The 20,714-nt window shown below is 72.1% G+C and carries 7 protein-coding genes; all 7 read left to right on the top strand.

Annotation, left to right across the window (positions count from 1 at the left end; translation table 11 throughout):
* From leuD to AB0C01_RS25225, 7 genes are read left to right on the top strand one after another with little or no spacing between them, the layout of a single operon-like run.
* Complete coding sequence (leuD, locus tag AB0C01_RS25255; protein ID WP_357572275.1) at positions 1-624, top strand: 3-isopropylmalate dehydratase small subunit; 624 nt, start codon at positions 1-3, stop codon at positions 622-624.
* Positions 621-1,790: a pyridoxal phosphate-dependent aminotransferase gene (locus AB0C01_RS25250; RefSeq protein ID WP_357572274.1), complete on the top strand. Its 1,170-nt coding sequence runs from the start codon at positions 621-623 to the stop codon at positions 1,788-1,790. The genes leuD and AB0C01_RS25250 overlap by 4 nt, the downstream gene beginning before the upstream one ends.
* On the top strand, positions 1,787-2,815 hold the full coding sequence (locus AB0C01_RS25245; RefSeq protein ID WP_357572273.1) for an isocitrate/isopropylmalate dehydrogenase family protein: 1,029 nt from the start codon (positions 1,787-1,789) through the stop codon (positions 2,813-2,815). The genes AB0C01_RS25250 and AB0C01_RS25245 overlap by 4 nt, the downstream gene beginning before the upstream one ends.
* Positions 2,816-2,873: 58 nt before the next feature.
* Entirely contained in the window at positions 2,874-7,709 is a 4,836-nt protein-coding gene (locus tag AB0C01_RS25240) for an amino acid adenylation domain-containing protein (RefSeq protein ID WP_357572272.1), read from the top strand.
* The gene (locus tag AB0C01_RS25235) at positions 7,710-14,006 is read left to right on the top strand and encodes an amino acid adenylation domain-containing protein (RefSeq protein ID WP_357572271.1); all 6,297 of its coding nucleotides are present in this window, start codon (positions 7,710-7,712) and stop codon (positions 14,004-14,006) included. It abuts the gene before it with no gap.
* Positions 14,003-15,292 carry an ATP-grasp domain-containing protein gene (locus tag AB0C01_RS25230; RefSeq protein WP_357572270.1) on the top strand — a complete coding sequence of 430 codons (1,290 nt, stop codon included), beginning with the start codon at positions 14,003-14,005 and terminating at the stop codon, positions 15,290-15,292. Before AB0C01_RS25235 ends, AB0C01_RS25230 begins: the two co-directional genes overlap by 4 nt.
* Positions 15,282-20,636 carry an amino acid adenylation domain-containing protein gene (locus AB0C01_RS25225; RefSeq protein ID WP_357572269.1) on the top strand — a complete coding sequence of 1,785 codons (5,355 nt, stop codon included), beginning with the start codon at positions 15,282-15,284 and terminating at the stop codon, positions 20,634-20,636. Before AB0C01_RS25230 ends, AB0C01_RS25225 begins: the two co-directional genes overlap by 11 nt.
* The last annotated feature ends 78 nt before the right edge of the window (positions 20,637-20,714 follow it).

The raw sequence follows: 20,714 nt of genomic DNA, 5'->3' as shown, positions 1-20,714 counted from the left end.
ATGACGCCATTCACGTCGCACACCGGCCGCGCCGTACCGCTGCGCCGCAGCAACGTCGACACCGACCAGATCATCCCCGCCGAGTTCTGCAAACGCATCACCCGCGACGGCCTCGCCGAGGGCCTGTTCGCGCGGTGGCGCGCAGATCCCGACTTCATCCTCAACCGACACGAGTACGTGGCGGGGACGATCCTGGTGGCCGACACGAACTTCGGCACGGGCAGTTCCCGGGAACACGCGGTCTGGGCACTACGCGACTGGGGGTTCGTCGCCGTCATCTCCTCCCGGTTCGGCGACATCTTCACCCGCAACGCACTCCGGAACGGGCTGCTCCCGGTGGTGCTACCGGCCGACACCGTCGAGCTGCTGCTGAATCGCAGCGAGGCCGATCCCGGTTTTCACATCGGCATCGACCTGGACGACTGCGAGGTGACCGCCGGGGCGGCCACGTGGTCGTTCACCGTCGACGAGCGGGCGCGTTGGCTGCTGCGCAACGGCCTCGACGACATCGAGGTCACCCTGCAGAGCGACGCCGACATCGCCGTCTACGAGCGGGCCCGGTCGCACTGGCTGCCGCAGATCCCGCGCGGCCGTCGTCCGGTGAGCGAAAAGAGCGCACAGTGACATTCGCGGGGTCTCGTCGGCTGCGGCACATTCCCGTCAGCGGCCTGGGCAAGCTGACCGAGGCCGCTCCGGGCGGTGCCGCCGTCAACCTGGCGGTGGGAACCCCCGGCTGGCCACGACCGCCGCAGGCCATCATCGAGCAGGCCGGTGTCGCCGCCGGCGAGGGGCACAACCAGTACGCCGATCCGCGCGGCAACGCCGACCTGCGTGTAGCGCTCGCGCGGTCGTTCGCGACACCCGCCGACCCGCAGACCGAAATCACGGTCACCGTGGGAGCGTCCGAAGGGCTCAGCGTGGCGACGCTGACCCTGCTCGACCCGGGCGACGAGATCGTCGTCATCGAACCCTTCTACGAGAACTTCGTCAGCGCGATCGCGATGGCGTCGGCGACACCGAGGTTCGTGCGCGTCCACGCGCCCGAGTGGCGTTGGGACGTCGCGGAACTCGAGGCCGCGATCGGGCCTCGTACCAGGGCGATCCTGCTCAACTCTCCGAACAACCCGACCGGCCGCGTCCTCGACGAGCAGGAGTGGGCGCAGGTCGCGCACCTGTGTGAGCGCCACAACCTCTTCGTCATCTCCGACGAGGCGTACGCGGCGTACGTCTTCGACGGTCGGAGGCACATCTCCGCCGCTGACGTGCCGGGCCTGCGGGAGCGCAGCATCGTCGTGGGTAGCCTGTCGAAGACGTACGCCATCAGCGGCTGGCGGCTCGGTTTCCTGCGCGCCGCGCCAGCTGTCACGCAGGCGCTGCGCAAGGTGCACATGGGTTTGACCGGCGGCACCGCCGCGCCTCTGCAGCAGGCCGTCGCACGGTCAGGACTGCTCGGTGGAGCAGGCTGGAACCCCCGGCCCGAGATGCAGGCGCTGCGGGACAGGGCGGTGCGCATCTTCCGCCGCGCCGGGCTGGACTGCCACTCGCCGCAGGGCGGCTGCTACGTGACCGCCGAGCTGGGTCCGTACGGGCGTGCGGACTGTCAGACGTTCGTGCACCGGCTCGCGGCCGAATACGGCGTACTCGTCGCTCCCGGTCGTTTGTTCCTCCACGACCGGGACGCGGATTCCGGGTTCGTCCGGATCGCCTTCAACAAGCCGGCCGCCCAGTTGGACGCCGCCGAGCACCGCCTCACCGGGCTGAGCCCCGATTTCGCCTGGAGTAGTCGATGACCACGATCGCCGTCATACCTGGCGATGGCATCGGGCCCGAGGTGACCGCAGAGGCCGTCACGCTGCTCGACGACATGCAGCTCGGTCTCGACTTCGACGTCCTCGACCACGTCAACGCCGACACGTACCTGGCGACCGGCCGGGGCATGTCGGAGCAGGACGTCGAACGGGTACGGAACGCCACGTCGGCGCTGTTCGGCGCCATCGGCGACCCCCGGGTGCGGACGCCGGACTACGGTCGCGACGTCCTCCTGCGGATGCGTTTCGAGCTGGACCTGTACGTGAACCACCGGCCCGCGTACCTGTGGGATCCGCGGTTGAGCCCGCTGCGCGACGAGCGGCGCCGCCAGGTGGACTGCGTGATCGTCCGGGAGAACTCCGAGGGCCTGTACTCCGGGTTCGGCGGCACACTGCGCCGCGGCACCCCCGACGAGATGGCCATCGACGACGAGGTCAGCACCCACCTCGGCATCTCTCGGGTGCTCGACTACGCGTTCTCCATCGCCCGTGAGTCGGTCTGCATGGTCGACAAGTCGAACGCGGTGCGCCACGGCGGGCAGCTCTGGCAGCGGTGCTGGCAGGAAGCGGCCCAGCGGCATCCGGACATCAGACGCTCGCACCTGTACGTGGACGTGGCAGCGATGAACCTCGTCACCGACCCGTCGGCCTTCGACGTCATCGTCACCAACAACTCGTACGGCGACATCCTCAGCGACCTCGCTGCGGGGCTCGTCGGCGGGCTCGGCATGGCCGCCTCAGCAAATCTGAACCCGCAGAACGGGTTCGGTCTGTACGAACCCGTGCACGGCAGCGCACCGGACCTCGCCGGGCAAGGGCGGGCCAACCCGATCGGCGCGATCCTCAGCGCGGCGCTGCTCTGCGACGGTCTCAACCTGCCGAGGCAGGCGTCCGCGATCCGAGCGGCAGTCTCGACAGCGGTGACAGCCGGCCGCTGTACCCCGGACATCGGAGGGTCCCTGAGCACCCGGCAGGCCGGGGCGGCGATCCGCGCCGCACTGACGTAACCGGCCGCCACACGTTCTTCCGCACCCCGGGCATCCACAGTGAAAGAGCACCAACGCAATGAGCAACGAGTTCCGCCAGCACGACCAGTCCCCCACACCTGACCCTCTCGCGGGGGCGTCGTGCGTCCACGAGGCGTTCGAGCGGCAGGCGCGGCGCACACCAGACCGCACGGCGGTCGTGGTCGGCGTGACGCGGCTCAGTTACGCCGAGGTCGACCAGCGGGCCAACGGCATCGCCCGCCGGCTGCACGAGCAAGGGGTACGGCGCGGCACGTTGGTCGGGGTGTGCGTCGACCGGGACGAGTGGCTGGTGCCGACCCTGCTCGGGGTGCTCAAGACCGGGGCCGCCTACGTGCCGCTGGACCCGGCGTACCCGGTGCAACGGACCCGGTTCATCGCCGAGGACGCAGCGCTCACGGTCATCGTGGCGTCCACCGGCGCGCAGCGGATCCCGCCACCGACCACCACGGTGGTCCGGGTCGAGGACGTACGGCCGACCGCCAGCTTCGACCCAGACGCCACGGTGACCGGCGACGACGCGGCCTATGTCATCTACACCTCTGGATCGACCGGAACACCCAAGGGCGTCGTCGTCGAGCACCGCAACGTGGTCAACTTCCTGCGCTGGGCAGCGCGGGCGTTCACACCCGCCGAGGTCCGCGGCGTCCTGGCGGCCTCGTCGGTGTGTTTCGACGCCTCGGTCTGGGAGATCTTCATTCCGCTCGTGTCCGGCGGCACGGTGATCCTCGCCGACAACCTGCTCGCCGTCCCGACCCTGCCGGCACGGTCGGAGGTCACCATGCTGGCGGTCGTACCGTCGGCGCTCTCGGTGCTGCTGCGCGAGCCCCTGCCGCCGAACGTGCGGATCGTGATCACCGGCGGCGAGGCGTCGACCCGAGCGCTGTGCGACCGGATCTTCGGCAACCCCCAGGTCCGGCGGGTCCTCAACGCCTACGGGCCGACCGAGTGCACGGTCATCTGCGTAGTGGCCGAGGTGGACCGGTCCGGCAGCGAAGCGCCGCCGATCGGTCAGGGCATCGCCGGGGCGCACCTGTCCGTGCGGGGCCCCGACGGCACGGAAGTGCCCGAGGGTGACGTCGGGGAGCTGTGGGTGGCCGGCCCCGGTGTCGCACGCGGCTACCTCGGGCGGCCGGAGGCGAACGCGCGCAGCTTCGGCCCGTTCGGCTACCGCACCGGTGACCTGGTCCGCCGCGAGGGAACCACGTTCCACTTCGCCGGGCGAGCCGACGACCAGGTCAAGATCCGCGGCTACCGGGTCGAGCCCGGGGAGGTCGAGGCCGCGCTCGCCGCGTACCCGGGTGTGCGGCACGCCGTCGTGCTCGCCGACTCCGACCGGCTGGTCGGCTACGTCGAATCGGACACGGTCACCGAAGCCGAGCTGCGGGTCTGGCTGGGCTCCCGGCTGCCGGACTATCTGGTGCCGTGGCGCATCGCGGTGTTGCCGAGCATTCCGGTCGCCGCGAGCGGCAAGGCGGACCGGTCTGCCCTGCCCACGATCGCGGTCGGCCGCGACCCGAACGCCCCGTACACCGCCCCCCGCGACGCGGCCGAACAGCAGATCGCGGACGTGATCGCCGAGGTGCTCGGCATCGCGCAGGTCAGCGTCGACGACCGGTTCGCCGACCTCGGCGGGCACTCGCTGGCCGCCGCGCGGGTGGTCAGCGAACTCGGCCGCCGGCGAGGCACCGCCGTACCGTTGGCGGCGTTCCTGAGCCACCCGACGGTCGAAGGACTGGCCCGAGCCCTCACCACGATCGAGCCGGAACCACCGCTACGCCAGCGACCCGGCCTCGACCGCTATCCCCTCACCTCCGCGCAGCGCGAGTTCTGGCTCCTGCGGCAACTCGACCCGACAAGCCCGGTCACCACGCTCGCGATGTCCATCGGCGTCCACGGCCCGGTCTCCGCCGCGGCGTTGCGGGTCGCGCTGAACGAGATCGTCCGGCGGCACGAGGTTCTGCGCAGCGTGGTGGTCGACGACGGCGACGAGCCGTGGCTGGTTGTCCGTCCGCCGGTCCAGGTGCCGGTGGACGAGGTCGACCTGCGCAGGCTGTCCCCGCTGGCCCAGCAGGAACGACTGGCCGACGTCCACCGGGTCGCCGCCGGGTACGCGTTCGACCTGCACGGCGACGTGCCGCTCCTGCGGGCCACCATGGCGCACCTGGCCGACGAGGTCGCCGAGGTGATCGTGGTCGTCGACCACCTCGCGTTCGACGGCGGCTCGGTCGCGCCGTTCCTGCGGGAGCTGGCCGCCGAACTGGCCGATGAGCCGGTGGCCGACCCGTCGGTGCAGGTCGGTGACGTCGCACTGCACGAGTGGGAGCTCGACGCGTTACCGCAGCGGCGGGAACGGCTCGACACCTACTGGGGTACGGAGTTGGCCGGCGCCGTCCTCCCCGACGACCTGCCCGGTCGCGCCGAGCCGCCCGGCCACGCCAGCGCCAGGCTCACCGTCGCCCTGGACCGGGGACTGGTGACGCGGCTGCACCGACTCGCGACCGCGAGCGGGAGCACACCGTTCGCCGGGTACCTCGCCGCGCTGGGGCTCGTCGTCGGCGGTCTCACCGGTCGTACCGACGTGGTGATCGGCGCGGCGGCCGCGCGTCGCCACCGTCCCGGTACGCGGGCACTGCTCGGTCCGCTTGTCGACGTGCTGCCGCTACGACTGCGAATGAACGCCGACCTGACCTTCCGGGCCCTGGTGCGCCAGTGCACCGCCACCACCTCGGCCGCTCTCGCCCACCAGGAACTGCCCGCCGTCAACCTTCTCGGGCACCTGCCGGCCCACCGCGTCGCCGGCGCCTCCCGCACACCGGTGATCCTGAGCATGCAGCCGATCGACGAACCCGCGACGGTGTCCCGCCACGGCGTCCGGCTGGACCTGCACAGCGACCGCGGCACGGGCGCCGCCGCGAACGAACTCACCGTGTTCGTGGCGCGCACCGCCGACCAGGTGGAGTTGCAGGTCGAGTACGCCGTGGGGCGCTTCGACCGGACGGACATGGAGGCGTTCGCCGAACGTCTTCTCGGTGTCCTGCGCGCGGGGCTGGACGACCCCGACCAACCGCTGGCCGCTGTCGACCTGGTGAGTGCGAGCGAGCGTGCCTCGCTGCTGATCAGGGGAGAGGGACCGGCGTTACCCGAAATCCGCCCGACAACGGTGGTCGAGGCGGTCCTGGCCCAGGCTGCTTCCCGTCCAGACGCGGTGGCCGTCAGCGATCCCGACGGCAACCTCACCTACGCCGAACTGGAGACGTGGTCCCGCCGAGTCGCGGAGGGCCTGGTGGCATCAGGAGTACGACCCGGAGACATCGTCGGCCTGAGCCTGCCCCGCGACCGTCTGCTGCCGGCCGCGGTTCTGGCCTTATGGCGGGCCGGGGCCGCCTACCTGCCACTGGATGTCGACTACCCCGACGACCGCCTGGCCTGGATGGCCGCGGACAGCAGTGCCCGCGTCGTGCTGGCCCGCGGACCGGCCCCGGCCGGACTGCCCGGGCTCGACATCGACGAGCTCGGCCGATACCGGGCAGAGCGCAGCCTTCCCACGCTCACCGGCGAGCACCTCGCCTATCTCATCTACACCTCGGGATCGACCGGACGGCCCAAGGGTGTGGAGGTGACCCACGCCAACGTGGCGGCCTGCATCACCGGACAGGCCGCCATTCTCCGGCCGGGCCCCGCAGACTCCATGCCCGTCATCGCACCGCTGTCCTTCGACATGTCCGTTCAGGAGATGTGGACCCCGCTGGCTGCCGGGGGACGTTGCGTGGTCGTGGAACGGGCCTGCACAACGGACGGACACGCGCTTGTCGAAAGACTCATCTCCAGTGGCGTGACCATGCTCGACCTCACCGTCACGACCCTGCGCATGCTGATGGCCGCGAACCTGCCGGTGATGCCGACGTTACGAGTCATGGCGGGGGCCGAGGTGCTGGACCCGGCGCTCGCCGAACAGGTACTCGGGCGGGTCGGGCAGCTGTGGCACCAGTACGGCCCGACCGAGACGACGGTGACATCCCACCTGCACCGGGTGCGTTCCGTGGACGGTGGGAAGATCCCGCTCGGCCTGCCCAACCCGGGCTACCGCTGCTACGTGATGGATCCCCTCGGCCGGCTTGTGCCCCCGGGCGTGGTGGGCGAGCTCTGGATCGGGGGCGCCGGAGTCGCGCGCGGCTACCGCAACCTGCCCACCCGGGCCTTCGTCGCCGACCCGTTCGTCCCAGGCGAGCGGTGTTACCGGACCCGCGACAAGGCCCGGTGGCGCGCCGACGGGCTCCTGGAATTCCACGGCCGGTTCGACGACCAGGCGAAGGTACGCGGATACCGCATCGAACTGGGTGAGGTGGAGACGGCCTTACGCGCGGACCCGCAGGTCACCGGAGCCGCCGTCACCGTGAGCGGTTCGGGCGGCGACGCCCACCTGGTGGGCTATCTGGTACCCGAGGACGTGGACGCCGACGTTGTCCAGGCTCGGCTCCGCGCCCGGCTGCCGGACCACATGGTGCCGAGACGGTGGATGACTCTCGCGGACCTGCCGACGACGACCGGCGGCAAACTCGACCGTGCGGCCCTGCCGGAGCCCCTGCACCCCGGGAGCAGCCGGGTGTCACCAAGGACAGAAGCGGAGCACCTCGTCGCGACCGTGTGGGGTGAGGTGCTGAACCGGCCGGAGATATGGGCCGACGACGACTTCTTCGCGCTCGGCGGCCACTCCCTCGCCGCCACCCGCGTCGTGGGCCGGCTGCGGGACGCACTGCACCTCGCCATCCCGGTGCAGACGCTGTTCGACCGGCCGGTCCTCGCCGACTTCGCGACCGCGGTCGAACACCTGCTCCTCGACGAGCTGGCGCACACGAATCCAAGGAACAGGTAGATGAGCAACCCCTCCGACGACCTGCACGACCGGCTGAAGGCGCGTTTCGCCGCCGCCCACGACGCCATGGTCGGCGAAACCGGCCGGCCCGCCCTCACCAGTGCGGACGGCCCTATGCCGCTGTCGGCCGCGCAGCGCAGGCTGTGGTTCCTCGCCCAACTGGAGCCGGACAGCCCGGCGTACAACGTGCCCCTGGTCCTTCGGCTCACCGGCATCCTGGACGAGGCGGCCCTGCTCGGCGCATTGCGTGACCTGGCGCAGCGGCACCGAGTGCTGCGCGGCGTCATCGACGCGGACGGCCCGGAGCCGGTCATCCGCACCCGCCCGGCCGAGGATGTGCCGGTGTCGGTCACCGACGTGGACGGGGACGAGTTGGCCGCAGCGCTGGCCGCGGAGACCGGCCGACCGTTCCGGCTCACCGCCGAACCGCCGATGCGGGCGACGGTGTTCCGTACTCCCGGCTTCTGGGTGCTCGCCCTGACCGTGCACCACATCGCCACCGACGGCTGGTCGCAGCGGATCGTCCTCGCGGACCTGGCATCGCTCTACGCCGCGCGACGCGGCGACGGCGAGGCGCTGCCACCAGCGACGCAGTACGCGGACGTGGTGACCGAGGACGTCGACGACCCGGCCGGGCTCGACTGGTGGACCGAATACCTCGCCGGGCTGCCTCCCGTACTCGATCTGCCCACCGACCGGCCGCGGCGGTTGGCGTCGGCCTGGCCGGGCGCGGCCACGACGATCGCGGTGCCCCCCGCGACGGCGGCCCTCGTCCGCGCGGTCGCCGCGGAGGCGGGGGCGTCCCCATTCATGGTGCTCATGGCCGCGTGGCAGGCGTTGCTCGGCCGGCTCGCGGACGTCGACGACGTCGTCGTGGGGGTGCCACACGCCGGACGGCACTCAGCGAGGGATGAGGCGGCGGTCGGCTGTTTCCTGGACACCATCGTGGTACGCACCGACCTCACCGGCGAACCGTCCGGACGCGACCTGATCGCCCAGGTCCGCGCCGGCGCGCTGGACGCGTTCGCCCGCGCGCGCACGCCCTTCGACCGGGTGGTGGAACGGCTACGCCCGGAGCGCACCCTGTCGGCCACGCCGGTGTTCCAGGTGCTGCTCAACGTGTACGACAAGGCGGACCCGCCCGCGCTGCCCGGTGTGCACGCGCAGTGGCGGTACGTGCCGCCCCGGACGGCCAAGTTCGACCTGAGCATGGAGTTGACCGATGGCGGGCCCGGCTGCGGGCTGGACGGCTGGCTGGAATATCGGCGTGACCTGTTCGACACGCAGACGGCGGAGAACCTGGTGCGGTGGTTCCTCGCGCTGCTAGCGGGGATGGTCGCCGATCCGGGGCGGCCGGTCGGAGAGATCCCGTTGGAAACCGCCGCCGCCCCCGCGCTCACCGGCGCCGTCACCCCGCCCGCGACGGTGCCCGTGCACGCGTTGATCGAACGGTGGGTCGACGAGCGGCCCGACGAGACGGCCGTGGTCGGCGCCGACGGCCAGCTCACGTACCGCGAGTTGGAGATGCGCGCCAACCGGTTGGCGCACCGGCTCGTCGCGCTGGGCGTGGTCCCGGACCAGCCGGTCGGCATCCTGCTGGAACCGGGCGTTGACTTCGCCACGGCGGTGTTCGGCATCCTCAAAGCCGGCGGCGCGTACCTGCCGATGGACACGACCTACCCGGCCTCCCGCATCCAGGACATGCTCCGGACTGCCGGCGCGCGGCTGGTGGTGACGACGGGCGAACCGGCCGACCGCGTACGCGGGTTCGCGGACGTCGTCGAGCCGGCAGCCATCCAGGACCCGGACTGGCGGCCGGCCGTGCCGATCGTCGCGGGCAACCTGGCGCACGTCATCTTCACCTCCGGCTCAACCGGGGCACCCAAGGGTGTCGGGGTGGAGCACGGCAACCTGGCGCACTGCGTCACCGGTCTGGTCGACCGGATGCCCCAGGTGGCAGGCGGGTCCTTCGCGGTGGTGTCCACCGTCGCGGCCGACCTGGGCCTCGCCTGCCTCTACGGCGCCTGGCTCACCGGCGGCACCCTGCACCTCGTCGACCGGGAAACCGCGACCGACCCGCAGGCGCTCGCCGGCTACCTCGGCCGGCACCAGGTGGACGTGGTCAAACTGGTGCCGAGCCACCTCACGATGCTCGCCGCTCACGGGGACCTGGCCACCGTCCTACCCGGCAAACTGCTGATCCTCGGCGGGGAGGGCTGCCCGTGGTCTCTCGTGGACGCGGTGCGACGGCTCCGGCCGGACCTCGCCGTGCACACCCACTACGGGCCGACCGAAGCCACGATGATGTCGCTGATCTGCGACGTCGACGACGTCCCCGAGTCCGCCCGAACCGGGCTCGTGCCGCTGGGTCGCCCGCTGCCCAACGTGACCGCCCTGGTGGTGGACCACGCTGGCCGGCCGCAGCCGGCCGGCGTCCCCGGTGAGCTGCTGCTCGGCGGGCCGGGCGTCACCCGCGGCTACGTGGGCCGGCCAGACCTGACCGCACAGCGGTTCATCGACGATCCCGCCGGCGGACGCTGGTACCACACCGGCGACCGGGTACGGCTACGCGACCACGACGCGGTGCAGTTCCTCGGCCGGACCGACGACCAGGTCAAGGTGCGCGGCTACCGGGTCGAACTCGGCGAGGTGACCGCCGCGCTGCGGGCGCTGTCCGAGGTGGCCGACGCCGTCGTACTGCCCGAGGGTGAGGCGCACCAGCGGCGTCTCGCCTGCTGGGTCGTACCCGCTGCCGGCCACACCCTGCGGCCGGACGCGATCCGCGCCCGGTTGCGGGAGTCGCTGGCCGACTACCTGGTGCCGGCCGACGTGGTCGTGCTGGAGCGGATTCCGCTCACCCCGAACGGCAAACCCGACCGGGTCGCCCTACGACGCGCGCCGAGGCCCACGGAGCCGGGGGTCACCGCGGTCGCACCGGACACACCCGCCGAGAAGGCGGTGGCCCAGGCGTGGACGCAGATCCTCGGTGCGCGGCGGATCGGCGCGGGCGACGACTTCTTCGCCCTCGGCGGACACTCCTTCGCCGCCACCCGGATGGTCGGCGTGCTGGCCGAGATCACCGGCTGCGCGCTACCGGTACGGGTGGTCTTCGAACGGCCGGTGCTGCGTGACCTGGCCGCCGAACTGGAACGCCGCATGGCAGGACCGGACGTCGCCGGGCCCATCCCCCGGCGCGAGAACCCCGCGACCCCGGTGCGGTTGTCGCCGGCGCAGGAGCGACTGTGGTTCCTGTGGCGGCTCCGCCCGGACAGCGACGCCTACAACACCAGCGTGGCGCTGCGGTTGACCGGTCCACTCGACGTGGACGCCCTGCGTGCCGCGGTCGGTGACGTCGGCGTCCGGCATGAGGTGCTGCGGACCATCGTGGCCGACGGTGACAGTGGGCTGGTGGCCGTACCGGTCGCCGACCCCATCCCCGTGTCCGTCATGGAGGTGGACGCCGACCAGGTCGCCGCCGCGCTGTGCGCCGAGACCACCCGCCCGTTCGCCCTGGACCGGGAACCACCCCTGCGAGGGCTGGTGCTGCGGACCTCCGCGACCGACCACGTGCTCGTGCTCACGGTGCACCACATCGCCGTCGACGCCTGGTCCTGGACGACGATCCTGGACGACCTCTCCGCCCTGTACCAGGCGCGTCGCGGCACCGACCGCCCGTTGCCGCCGCTCGACGTCCAGTACGCCGACGTGGCCGAGTGGCAGCGCGAGCGCGCCAGCGCGGACGAGCACCTGGACTGGTGGGCGGCGCACCTGCACGGCGTCACCCCGCTCGGGCTTCCGGTGGACCGGCCGCGCGGCCCGGGGACCGGCTGGGCGGGCGCGTCCGAACCGCTGGTACTGCCCGCCGGTCTGGCCGCCCGGCTCCGGACCGTCGCGGCGGAGCTGGACTGCACCCCGTTCATGGTGCTGCTCACCGCGTGGCAGGCGCTGCTGACCCGCCTCGCCGACACCGAGGACGTCGCGGTCGGCGTACCCGTATCGGGTCGTACGCGGCCCGGCACCGAACGGATGGTGGGCTGCTTCGCGAACACCCTGGTGCTGCGCGGCGACCTGGCCGGCGACCCGACGCTGCGGCAGGCGCTGGCCCGGACACGGACCCAGGTGCTGAACGCCCTCGATCACGGTGAGACGCCGTTCGAGCAGGTCGTGCAACGGCTGCGCCCCGACCGCGACCCGGACTCCACGCCCCTGTTCCAGGCCATGCTCAACGTCATCGGCCTACCCGCCGCCCCGAACCGCTTTGCCGACCTGGCTGCGGCGCAGATCGACACGCCGCGCGGGGCAGCGCAGATCGACCTGTCGCTGGCGCTGATCGACGACGGCACAGGCTTCGCGGGCACGTTGACCTACCGGACCGGCCTGTTCGACCAGGCGACCGTGCGGCGGTGGGCGCGGTGGTTCGTCGCGCTGCTCGACGCCGCGCTCAGCGAACCGGACCGGCCGATCCTCAGGCTTGACCCGCTCTCCGACGCAGAACGTAACGACCTGTGTTCCGCTACGACCGGAGCGCCGCTGCCGCAGGACCGCCCCGCCACGGTCGTCGCCGCCGTCCTCGACCAGGCGCGCCACAGGCCGGACGCCGTCGCGGTGCTCGCCGCCGACGGCGCGATGAGCTATGCCGAACTGGCCGACTGGTCGGCCCGGGTGGCGTCCGCCCTGACGGCGTACGGTGTCCGGCCCGGTGAACCGGTCGGGGTCTGCCTGACGCGCGGCCGGCTGCTGCCCGCAGCGCTGCTCGCCGTGCTGCGGGCGGGCGCGGCGTACCTGCCACTGGACCCGGAACACCCGTCCGATCGGCTGGCCAGGCTGGCCGCGGACGCGGGCGTACGCGTGATCCTCTCCGCCGGCCCGGCCCTCGCGGCGGCCCGCGCGGTGCCGCAGGCGACTGTGCTCGACGTGCAGCTGGCTGCCACCGACAACCATCCCGTCGACCTGCCGGAGCTGGATCCGCAGGAGGTGGCGTACGTCCTGTTCACCTCCGGCTCGACCGGGCGGCCGAAGGGCGTCCAGGTCACCCACGCGAACCTGGCCGCGTTCGTCGCCGCCCTGTCCGCCGTCCCCGGCATGGGACCGGACGACGTCACCCTCGGCGTGGTGCCGTTCACCTTCGACGTGTTCGGCTACGAGCTGTGGGTGACCCTTGCCTCGGGTGCCCGCCTGGCGCTCGCCGACCGGGACACCGCGGCGGACGGCCACGCGCTGACCCGGTGGATCCAGCGGACCGGCGTGACCGTCGCGACGGCGACACCGACGACGCTGCGCATCCTCATGGCCGCCGACTGGCCCGACCGTCGCGCACTCCGGGTGATCAGCATCGGCGAGGTGCTCGACCCGCCGCTGGCCAGGGGCCTCGCCCAGCGGATCGGCGAGCTGTGGAACGCCTACGGCCCCACCGAGACCACCATCTACTCGACGATCGTGCGGGTGGACGAGCCGGTCGGTGACGGCCCGGTGCCGATCGGCGGGCCGATCGCCGGCACCCGGGTGCACGTGATGGACCGGCGGGGACGGCCCACGCTGCCCGGTGCGACCGGTGAGCTGTGGATTGCCGGTGCGGGCGTGGCGCGGGGCTACCTCGACCGGCCGGAGCTGACCGCGGACCGGTTCGTCGTCGGGCCGGACGGCGAGCGGTGCTACCGGACCGGTGACCTCGTGCGGTGGCACCGCCGGACCCTGGAGTACGTGGGCCGGACCGACCACCAGGTCAAGGTGCGCGGACACCGGATCGAACCAGGTGAGATCGAGGCCGTGCTGCGCGAGCATCCCGACGTCGCCGACGCGGTGGTCACGGTGGCCGGCCCGGCCACCGAGCAACACCTGGTGGGGTACGTGGTCGCCCGGCGCGACGGCCGCGAGGCAGCGCCGTTCGAGGCGTACCTGCGTGACCGGCTGCCCGACTACCTGGTTCCACGCCGGTGGGTCGTCCTCGACGCGTTCCCCACCACGGCGAACGGAAAGGTCGACCGCGCCGCGCTGCCCGAACCTGGGGAGGCCGAACCGACGGCCACCGCGCCCGCGTCAATGATGCAGCAGCTGGTGGCGAAACTCTGGACCGAACTGCTGCACGTCGACGGGCTCGGGCTGGAGAGCAACTTCTTCGCCCTGGGCGGCAACTCGCTGGCCGCCACCCGGATGGTGGGCCGGTTGCGCGAGGCGCTCGGCCAGCGAGTGCCGGTACGGGCGCTGTTCGACCGGCCGGTCCTAGCGGACTTCGCCGATCACGTGGAGCTGATGATGCTGGAGCGCCTGTCCGCGGAGCCGAGCGGAGAGCCGGCATGACCGCACCCGTGATCATGGTGGGACTGACCTGGGGGTCGGTGGCGGCCATCGGCGTCTTCCAGCCCGACGATTCGGTGATCGTCATCGAGGAGCCCGACGTGGTCCGCAAGCGCGGGCTGCGTTCCAAGGTGCGAGACGCGGCGGTGATCCGCGAGCTGGTCGAGTGGGAGTACCAGCTCGCGGGCGCCGCGGATGCGTTCTACAAAGCCCACCCGGATCTCGCGCCCGCCGCAATCGCCCCGCTGGTGGAGGACGCCACCGTGTTCGCGGCGCGACTCGCCGAACGCTACGGGCTTCCGGGCGCCTCCATGGGGGCCGCACAGTTGCTGCACGACAAGTCGTTCCTGCGCCTGGTCACCCGGTCGGCCGGCATCCCCAACCCGGCATCGCAGGCCGTCGCAGACCCGGAGCAGGTGAGGGCTTTCATGACCGCCCAGCCAGGTCCGGCGATCCTCAAACCAGCCGACCGGCAGGGGTCTGTCGGCGTTCGCATCGTGCGATCCGTGGACGAGGTGGACGACGCGTGGGCCGAGTGCGTCACCGAGTGCCTCGCCCTGACCGGCCGGGCCGAGGTGCCCGACCGGCCGATCCCGGTGCGGATGTTGGTGGAGCGATACGTGTGCGGCCGCGAGTACAGCGTGGAGATGTTGGTGTCGACCGGCCGGCCCGTCTTCGCCAACGTCACCGACAAAAACCTCTATCCCGGGCCCCGGCCCGTCGAGCGCGGCCACCTCGTGCCCGCCGACATTCCCGCCGACCTCGAAGCGCTCCTGCGCGAGCAGACCGAACGGGTGATCCGCGCGGTGGGCTTCGACACGGGCGTGGTGCACTGCGAATGGATCGTCGAGAACGGCAGGCCCTACCTCATCGAGTGCGCCGGACGTTTCCCCGGCGACGAGATCGTGGACCTCATCGAGTGGGCGTACGACGTGGAACTCGTCCGCGCCTACTGGACCCTGCTCAGGGGTCAGCCGCTCGCGCGCCCCCTGCCGCGGCGTGCCGGTCAGTACGCCGCGGTCCGCTTCCTGCACGCCCGCCCCGGTGTGGTGGAGAGCGTCGGCGACCTGGACGCGGCGTACGCGGTGCCTGCGGTCGTCACCTGCGGCTATCTGGTCGAACCCGGCGCGCGCACCCGCGAGCCCCGCAATTCCCTGGACCGTGTCGGATTCGCCGCCACCTGCGCCATGACACCCGCCGAAGCCGTACGCCGGGCCACCGAGGCGGTTCGACGACTGCGGATCACGATTTCCGACCTCAGCATGGAGTTTGAGCACAATGGAAACTGAGGTTCCCGGGGGCACCTCGCGGCCAACCACGACCGCATCTCGATCGCGGGCGCTGCTGGAGCAACGCCTGGCCGCGGCTCTCGCGACACCCACCGACACCATCTCGCGCCGCGCCGACCCGTCCGCGCCGATCCCGCTCACCGACGCGCAGTCCAGGCTGTGGTTCCTCGACCAACTCGGCACCAGCGGTCCCGCCTACCACGTCCGCCTCGCCCTTCGGCTGCGCGGCCCATTGGACAGATCGGCCCTGCTCGGCGCCGTTCGCGACCTGGCGCAGCGTCACGAGGTGCTCCGCAGCCGCATCGAGGTACGCGGCGAAGCCCCCGTCACGATCGTCGGCTCAGCCGACGACGTACCCCTGGCCACCAGGGAGGTCGCCCCCGATCAGGTGGAGGCGGCGCTGGCAGCGGAGTCGGCGCAACCCTTCGACCTGTCAACCCAGCCGCCCATGCGCGCGGTGCTGCTGCACAGCGGTGACGAGGCTGTCCTCTGCCTGACGTTTCACCACGTGGCGGCCGACGGCTGGTCCCTGGGGCTCATCCGCACCGAACTCGCGGCACTGTACGCCGCACGGCTCGGGCTCGGCGAGGCCCCACCGCCCGCCGCCCAGCACACCGACTACGCCACGTGGTTGGCTACCCGCGCGGCCCAGCCCGCCGAGGTCAACTGGTGGGAGGATCGGCTGGCCGGGCTCGCCCCGCTGCTGGACCTGCCCACCGACCGGCCCCGACCCGCAGTCGCCGACCCGGCGGGCGGCGAGGTCGCCGTGGCGATCCTCGGCCCGCTCGCCAACCAGGTCCACGCGGTGGCCGAGCGAACCGGGTGCACACCGTTCATGGTGTTCCTCGCAGCCTGGCAAGCGCTGCTCGCCCGACTGTGCGCCACCACAGACGTACCGGTGGGCGTGGTGGAGGCCGGACGCCGCCACGCCAGCACGGACGCCATGGTGGGCTGCTTCGTGAACACCGTCGTCATGCGTACCGACCTGTCCGGCGACCCGACCGGGGCGGAGCTTCTGGGGCGGGTGCGTGGGGTGGCACTGGACGCGTTCGCGCACGCCGACGTGCCGTTCGAGCAGGTGGTGGCACGTCTGCGGCCCGACCGCAGCGCCACGTCAGCCCCGATCGTGCAGACCCTGCTCAACTTCCTCGTCATGGACCAGGACGCCCCGACCTTCCCGGGACTTGAGCTGTCCCCGATCAGCAGCCCGGTCTCGTCGGCCAAATCCGACCTGCACCTCACCCTGGCGCAGGGGCCGGGCGGCTTCACCGGCAGTCTCAACTACCGCAGCGACCTCTTCGACGAGGAGACGGTGCAGCGCATCGTCTGCTGGTACCGCAACCTGCTGCACGGGATGCTCGACGACCTCGACGCGCCGGTGGGAGCGGTGCGACTGGAGCCGTCCGCCGAGCCGGCGATCCTCGGTCCGGTCCGTCCGGGAACGGCCGGCACGGTGCACCCGCTGATCGAGCGGTGGGCCGATCGCACCCCCGACGCGCCCGCCGTCGTGGCGCCGGACGGTCGGCTCAGCTACGGCGAGTTGGAGCGGCTGGCCAACCGCATCGCCCATGCCCTGATCGCCGCCGGAGTCGCCCCGGACGAACCCGTCGGTGTCCTCCTGGAACACTCGGTGGCCCTGCCCGCCACCCTGCTCGGCGTCCTCAAGGCCGGCGGCGGTTACGTCCCCCTCGACGCCTCGTTCCCCGCGAACCGGATCGCCTCGATCCTGAAGACCGCCGGCGTCCGCACCGTCGTGACCGTCGGAGAGCTCACCGACCTGGTCGGCGACGACGACAGACGCATCCTTGTCCTCGACGACCCCGCCACGCTGAAGGAAAGCCCCGAACACCGGCCCCACCTTCCGGTACGCCCCGACCACCTGCTGCATGTCATCTTCACCTCCGGATCCACCGGCGCCCCCAAGGGTGTCGCCGTCGAACACGGCAGCGCGACCGACTACCTCGACGGCGTCCTGCAACGGTTGGGCAGCGACGTCAACGGCGGCACCTACGCCATCATGTCGACAATCGCTGCCGACTTCGCCCACACCTGCCTGCACGCGGCGCTCACCACCGGGGGCACCCTGCACTTCGTGGCCCGCGAGACAGCCCTGGACCCCGAGGCGTTGGCCGGTTACCTCGCCGACAATCCCGTCGATGTCATCAAGCTCGTGCCGAGTCACTTCGAACTGCTCGCGGCGCGCGGCGACCTGGCCGCCGTACTCCCCCGCAAGCTGCTGTTCTTCGCCGGCGAGGCCCTACCGTGGTCGATCGTCGAACGGGCCCGAGCGGCCCGACCTGGGCTGCGGGTGCAGAACCACTACGGTCAGACCGAGTCGACAATGGTCAAGATGGTGTGCGACGTCGACGACGTGCCGGTGCACCTGCGCACCGGAATCGTCCCGGTGGGCAGCCCGCTGCCCAACACCGTCGGTCTCCTGGTCGACCGGGCCAACCGTCCCCTACCGGCGGGCATACCGGGCGAGCTCCTCATGGGTGGGCCCGGCGTCGCCCGCGGCTACATCGGAGCTCCCGAGCTGACCGCCCAACAGTTCATCACCGTCAACGGGCAACGGCTGTACCGCACCGGCGACGTCCTGCGGATGCGCCGCGACGGCTGGGTGGAGTACCGCGGCCGGGTCGACGACCAGGTCAAGGTACGCGGCTACCGGGTGGAGCCGGGCGAGGTCGCCGAGGCCCTGCGGCAGGTGCCGGGCGTCGCCGAGGCGGTCGTCCTGCCCGTCGGTGAGGGACTCGCCGCTTGGCTGGTGGCGGAGCCCCCTGCCCGGCTCGACAAGCGCCAGGTCCGCGCCGAGCTGCGGGAACGCCTTCCGGAGTACATGGTGCCGGCCTCGCTCCTGGTAATCGACCGGCTGCCCCTCACCCCGAACGGCAAGGTCGACAGGGCCGCTCTGCCCCGGCCCGAAGCCGCGCAGACCTCGATCGTCGACGACCGCACGCTGCCGCGAACACCGACCGAGCATCGCCTGGCGCAGGTGTGGTCACAGGTCCTCGGGCTCGCCGAGGTTGGGATCGACGACGACTTCTTCGCCCTCGGCGGGGACTCGTTCGCCGCGGTACGCGCCGTCCGCGCCTGCGACCCCGGCCTGCGGGTGATCGACATGTTCACCCGCCCCACCGTTCGCGAACTGGCCGCGCACCTCGACACCTCCGACACCGGGCACGGGCGTCTCCTGCACCGGCTCAGCGGGACACGCGACGCCACGGCGACGGTGGTCTGCGTCCCGTACGGCGGCGGTTCGGCGGCCGTCTACCAGCCACTCGCCGCAGCACTGCCGGACGACCTGGCCGTCCTCGCCGTCGAGCTGCCAGGACACGACCCGGCCCGGCCGGACGAGGAGTTCCTATCGCTCGACGACGTGACCGAGCGGCTCGCCGACGAGATCACCGAGACCGTGACCGGGCCCGTCGCCGTCTACGGACACTCGGTGGGATCGGCCGCCGCCGTCGCGCTGGCCCGCCGGCTGGAGGCCCGTGGGCGCGTCGTGCTCGGGGTGACCGTGGCGGGCAACTTCCCCTCGGCGCGGCTGCCGGGACGGGCGGCCGCCTGGGTCAACCGTGTCCTACCGCTGGACCGCTGGGCGTCGAACCGCCACTACCGCGACATCCTCCGCACCACCGGTGGCCTGCTGGACGACATGAACGAGGCCGCCACCGAGACGGCACTGCGGGCCATGCGGCACGACTCCGCCGAGACCCGAGCGTGGTACGGCCGCGAACTGGCCGCACCGGGCGCCCGCCTGTCGGCGCCGATCCTGTGCGTGGTCGGCGAGGCGGACCACTCCACCGAGCTGTACCAGGAGCGGTACCGGGAGTGGGGGGTGTTCGCCGACCGAGTCGAGCTCGCCACCATCCCCCGGGCGGGCCATTACTTCGTCCGGCACCAGGCCACCGACCTCGCCGCCCTGCTGAGTGACCGGATCGCCGGCTGGATGGCAGGGCGCGTGCCCGAGCCGGTTGCCGCGCCCCCGGTGCGCCCCGCCGGCCTCCGGCCGTTCTACACCGTGGCAGCCGGGCAGTTCATGTCCATGCTGGGTGCCACCCTCAGCATGTTCGCCCTCGGTGTGTGGGCCTATCAACGCAGCGGCCGCGTCCTCGACCTGGCTCTCGTCACGATGCTCGCGACCCTGCCCGCTGTGCTGTTGACACCGCTCGGCGGCGCGGTAGCCGACCGGGTGGACCGCCGCCGCATCATGCTCACCGCGGACAGCACCAACGCCACGGCCATGGCGGTGCTCGCCGTCCTGCTGGCCGCCGGGCGGCTGTCACTGCCGGCTGTCTGCCTGATCGTGGCGGCCACCTCGATCGCGTCGGCCTTCCACCAACCCGCCTACCTGGCGGCGACCGCGCAACTCGTACCGAAGCCCTACCTACCGCAGGCCAACGCCCTGGTCGGGCTCGGCGCGGGATTCAGCACCGTTGTCGGACCGCTGCTCGGCGGCGCATTCGTCGCGTGGGTGGGCCTGTCCGGGGTGGTCGCCATGGGCGTCTGCGCGTTCGCCCTGGGCATCGGATCCCTGCTGGCCGTCCGCTTCCCCGACCGGCTGTTCCAGCGGCAGCGCGAATCCTTCGGCAGGGCGCTCACCGGCGGTTGGCGGTTCATCGCGCGCCGCAGACCGCTGATGCTGATGATCGGTTTCGCCGCCGTGCTGAACCTGTTCGCGTCGGTGATGTTCGTCGCGGTGCAACCGATCGTGCTGTCCTTCGCCGGAGTCACCCAGCTCGGCCTGGTGACGACTGTCGGAGGGCTGGGCGCGGCGGCCGGTGGACTACTCATGCTGCCGTGGGGTGGGACCCGACGCCGCGCGACCGGCATGATCGGCGCGGCCCTCGTGGTGGGCGCCGGCACCGTGTTGATGGGCCTGCACGCATCGATCCCCGTGGTGGCGGCCGGGCTGGCGCTGCGGATGGGCGCCATGGCCGTGCTGAACGCCCACTGGCTGTCGATCATCCAGGTCAAGGTCGGACAGGAGTTGCAGGGCCGGGTCCTGTCCACCAATCTGATGCTCGCGCTCGCCACCCAGCCGGTGGGCTTCCTCGTGGCCGGGCCCCTCGCCGACAACGTGTTCGCTCCGCTGCTGCGCGAGCATGCCGCACTGGGCGCCGCGCTGGGCAGCGGCCCGGGAAGGGGGATGGCCTTCCTGATGGTCGTGTGCGGGCTGTGCCTTGTCGTCTGGGCCACCATCGGGCTGTGCTACCGGCCGCTGCGCCGGCTGGAGGACGCATTGCCCGACGCGACACCCGAGGTGGAGGTCGCGGGGGATCTCGATGCGGTCCAGGAGCAGGCAGACCGTCGGTTCGCCGGCGCCGGCCACACCAGGTGACTACGGTCGAGCCACCGCCCGGTGGTACGCCTGCGGCGCCGACGCCCTGCCGACCAGTGAACGGTGTGCGGGGCGAGC

It is taken from the genome of Micromonospora sp. NPDC048905, from assembly GCF_040649655.1.
In the GTDB taxonomy this organism is placed as follows: Bacteria; Actinomycetota; Actinomycetes; order Mycobacteriales; family Micromonosporaceae; genus Micromonospora.
The sequence above is the reverse complement of the archived record's forward strand: the minus strand, read 5'-3'. Positions and strand labels throughout refer to the sequence as shown.

Excerpts from the sequence above, each read along its gene's own strand:
- leuD (WP_357572275.1), top strand. The coding sequence starts at position 1 with ATGACGCCATTCACGTCGCACACCGGCCGCGCCGTACCGCTGCGCCGC.
- AB0C01_RS25245 (WP_357572273.1), top strand. The coding sequence starts at position 1,787 with ATGACCACGATCGCCGTCATACCTGGCGATGGCATCGGGCCCGAGGTG.
- AB0C01_RS25240 (WP_357572272.1), top strand. The coding sequence starts at position 2,874 with ATGAGCAACGAGTTCCGCCAGCACGACCAGTCCCCCACACCTGACCCT.
- AB0C01_RS25235 (WP_357572271.1), top strand. The coding sequence starts at position 7,710 with ATGAGCAACCCCTCCGACGACCTGCACGACCGGCTGAAGGCGCGTTTC.
- AB0C01_RS25230 (WP_357572270.1), top strand. The coding sequence starts at position 14,003 with ATGACCGCACCCGTGATCATGGTGGGACTGACCTGGGGGTCGGTGGCG.
- AB0C01_RS25225 (WP_357572269.1), top strand. The coding sequence starts at position 15,282 with ATGGAAACTGAGGTTCCCGGGGGCACCTCGCGGCCAACCACGACCGCA.